Source organism: Accumulibacter sp. (genome assembly GCF_031732815.1).
Classification (GTDB): Bacteria; Pseudomonadota; Gammaproteobacteria; order Burkholderiales; family Rhodocyclaceae; genus Accumulibacter.
Map to the genome: position 1 here is coordinate 1 of NZ_JAVMKF010000240.1, position 3,135 is coordinate 3,135.

Consider the following 3,135-nt stretch of genomic DNA (forward strand, 5'->3'; position numbering starts at 1 on the left):
TCGACCGCAAGCTGCAGGGATGGCAGAAAGAGAAGGCTGTGCTCGACGAGGAACTTGCCGACCCGGCGGCCTACACGGCATCTGACCGTACGGCGCTTGAAGCCAAGCTGAAGCGGCAGGCGCAGCTCGAAGCGGAGATCGGTGCCGCCGAGGAACGCTGGCTCGAGATCCAGATGGAATTAGAGGAACTGGCTGATCCGCAATGATAAAATCGCTATTTTTCGCGTTCCGCCCAGCCGCTGCCGCGGCATACCAATAACGCAGGGAGAATTCCGGTGAGAATCGTTTGCCTTGACCTCGAGGGTGTCCTCGTCCCCGAAATCTGGATCGAGTTTGCCGAGCGCACGAAGATTCCCGAGCTGCGCCGCACCACCCGCGACGAGCCGGATTACGACGTGCTGATGAAGTACCGCCTCGATATCCTGCGCCAGCACAAGCTGGGCCTGCCGGACATCCAGAAGGTGATCGCCGAGATGGGCCCGATGGCCGGCGCCCGCGCCTTCCTCGACCAGCTGCGCGAGGACTACCAGGTGGTCATCCTCTCCGACACCTTCTACGAATTCGCCCACCCGCTGATGCGCCAGCTCGGCTGGCCGACGCTGTTCTGCCACTCGCTCGAGGCCGACGCTTCCGGCATGCTGGTCAATTACCACCTGCGCATGCCGAACCAGAAGCAGGAAGCGGTGAAGCGCTTCAAGGAACTGAAGTTCAAGATCGTCGCGGCCGGCGATTCGTACAACGACACGGCCATGCTCGGCGAAGCCCATGGCGGCATCCTGTTTCACCCGCCCGAGAACGTCATCCGCGAATTCCCGCAGTATCCGGTGGTGCGCGACTACGACGCGCTGCGTGCCGAGATCGACAAGGCTTTCGCGAAAGTCGCGTGACTTTCGCGCAAGCCTTTCGGCGATTGGCTCCGCCCCCGCTCACTTCGTTCGCCGCCCCCCCAGGGGGCTTGGCGCTTCGGTTTAAGGCGAAATCATGCATCGCGAACGCTTCTACACGCTGACCGCCTCCTGTCCGGACCAGGTCGGCATCATTGCCAAGGTCTCCGGCTTCATCGCCCAGAACGGCGGCTGGATCCTCGAATCGAGCTACCACGCCGACGACCTGACCGGCCGCTACTTCATGCGCATGGAGATCAAGGCCAGCTCGGTCCCCTTCATGCTCGCCGAGTTCCGCGAGCGTTTCCGCGTCGCGGTCGCCGAACCGCTGCAGATGAGCTGGCAGATCACCGACTCGTCGGTGAAGAAGCGCCTCGTGGTGCTGGTCTCGAAGCAGGAGCACTGCCTCTACGACCTGCTGGCACGCTGGCAGGCCAAGGAACTGGACATCGAGATTCCCTGCGTCATCTCGAACCACGACACCTTCCGCGGCTTCGTGGAGTGGCACGGCATCCCCTTCCACCACGTGCCGGTGACGCCCGACAACAAGCCGGCCGCCTATGCCGAAGTCCAGCGCATCTTCGAGGACGTGCGCGGCGACTGCATGGTGCTGGCGCGCTACATGCAGGTGCTCTCGACAGACCTGTGCGCCAAGTATCCGGGCCGCATCATCAACATCCACCACTCCTTCCTGCCCTCGTTCGTCGGCGCCAAGCCCTACCACCAGGCCTACGAGCGCGGCGTCAAGCTGATCGGCGCGACCTGCCACTACGTGACCGAGGAACTCGACCAGGGGCCGATCATCGAGCAGGACGTGATCCGCATCGACCACTCCGACTCGATCGAGGACATGGTCCGCTACGGCAAGGACATCGAGAAGACCGTGCTGGCGCGTGGGCTGCGCTACCACCTCGAGGACCGCGTCCTCGTGCACGGCAACAAGACGGTCGTCTTCCGCTAGTCTACGGACGGGGCGCCTTACCCCACATCAAACAAGCAAGGAGGTCGCATGCTGATCGATCGCCACCAATCGCTGCTGCTGGTTGTCGACGTCCAGGAAAAGCTGGCACCGGCGATTCACGAAGGTACCGCCGCCATCGCCAACAACCGGCGGCTGCTCGGCGCCGCCGACCGCCTTGGCATTCCGGTCATCGTTTCCGAGCAGTACGTGCGCGGCCTCGGCCACACAGTGCCGGACCTGCTCCCCCTGCCAACCGGTGCCCATCGCTTCGAGAAAATGCATTTTTCCTGCACGCGCGAACCCGGATTTCTCGAGCTGATCGCCACCACTGGCCGCCGGCAGATCATCGTCACCGGCATGGAGGCACATGTCTGTGTTCTGCAGACCGTTCTCGGACTCGTCGCAGCCGGCCATGAGGTCCACCTTGTCGAGGATGCAGCCTCGTCGCGAACACCTGCCAACCGCGCAGCAGCAATCGCCCGAGCACGCGCCGCCGGCGCCGGCATCGTCACTACGGAAATGGTCGTCTTCGAATGGCTGGAGCGCGCCGGCACCGATGAATTCCGCACGCTGCTGCCACTGATCAAGTAAGCCCGGAAATGGAAACGGCTGGCTCCCTCACGGAGCCAGCCGTCTCGGCGTAAGAAGCCTATCGCCTTGCCTGACGGCGGCGAGTCCGCGCGACGATCAGGCCGATCCCCGCCAACATCAGCGCATAGGTTTCAGGCTCCGGAACAGCAAGTACGTCGAAGGCCGCATCGGCAATCAGGCGATGGCCTGCGGCAGTTGGGTGGATGCTGTCCCAGAAGAGATAGCTGTCTGGATTGGCGCAGACAGAAACTCCATTGAAGCACGCGCCCGTCACGTTACTGAAGCCAGCCGCACCAGGATTTGCGACAACACCACTCAGCAGGGCAAAAGTATCAAGCGTCCTGATGCTGCTGCCGGGCAGTGCCTGCAGGGCACTGATCGCACCACTGAAGTAGTAGTTAAAAGCCATCGAACCCGCGGTCGCCGCAGCAACCGAATTGTTTGCCTGCGATTCCGGAGTAAGCCCCAGGTTCGGAAGATTCATGACCAGAAAATTCCGGGCGCCCTCCTGATATAGCCCCTGAATCGCTCCCGAGAGTCCCGTCAGCGCTGACGAGATGCCTGCGGCGCTGGGATCGGCCCGCAGATCGTTACCTCCCGCCCAAAGCACATAAAGGGCGCCTGCGTCCGCGGCACCAGGACGTGCGCGGAACATCGCCACCTGGTCGCCCAGAGACGGTATCGGTGTCGCCGTGCCAC

4 protein-coding genes and 1 pseudogene are annotated in these 3,135 nt (G+C 63.0%); 4 read left to right on the forward strand and 1 reads right to left on the reverse strand.

Annotated elements, in window-relative coordinates; genetic code table 11:
• The 4 genes and pseudogenes from RKP46_RS14740 to RKP46_RS14755 all read left to right on the forward strand — a co-directional run.
• A pseudogene (locus tag RKP46_RS14740) lies at positions 1 to 206 on the forward strand (ABC transporter ATP-binding protein); the annotation flags it as partial.
• Positions 207 to 275: 69 nt separating this feature from the next.
• Positions 276 to 887 (forward strand): bifunctional phosphoserine phosphatase/homoserine phosphotransferase ThrH, encoded by a 612-nt coding sequence (gene thrH, locus RKP46_RS14745; RefSeq protein WP_311107337.1) that lies wholly within the window; start codon positions 276 to 278, stop codon positions 885 to 887.
• A gap of 94 nt (positions 888 to 981) precedes the next feature.
• The gene (gene purU, locus RKP46_RS14750; protein ID WP_311107338.1) at positions 982 to 1,845 is read left to right on the forward strand and encodes a formyltetrahydrofolate deformylase; all 864 of its coding nucleotides are present in this window, start codon (positions 982 to 984) and stop codon (positions 1,843 to 1,845) included.
• Positions 1,846 to 1,893: 48 nt separating this feature from the next.
• Positions 1,894 to 2,436, forward strand: a complete 543-nt coding sequence (locus RKP46_RS14755) for an isochorismatase family protein (RefSeq protein ID WP_311107339.1) — start codon at positions 1,894 to 1,896, stop codon at positions 2,434 to 2,436.
• 58 nt (positions 2,437 to 2,494) lie between these two features.
• Here RKP46_RS14755 and RKP46_RS14760 read toward each other — a convergent pair.
• A partial coding sequence (locus tag RKP46_RS14760; RefSeq protein ID WP_311107340.1) for an SGNH/GDSL hydrolase family protein occupies positions 2,495 to 3,135 on the reverse strand: 641 nt, incomplete at its 5' end.

Bases quoted from the DNA above. Each gene is read 5' to 3' on its own strand.
- purU (WP_311107338.1), top strand. From the start codon at position 982: ATGCATCGCGAACGCTTCTACACGCTGACCGCCTCCTGTCCGGACCAG.
- RKP46_RS14755 (WP_311107339.1), top strand. From the start codon at position 1,894: ATGCTGATCGATCGCCACCAATCGCTGCTGCTGGTTGTCGACGTCCAG.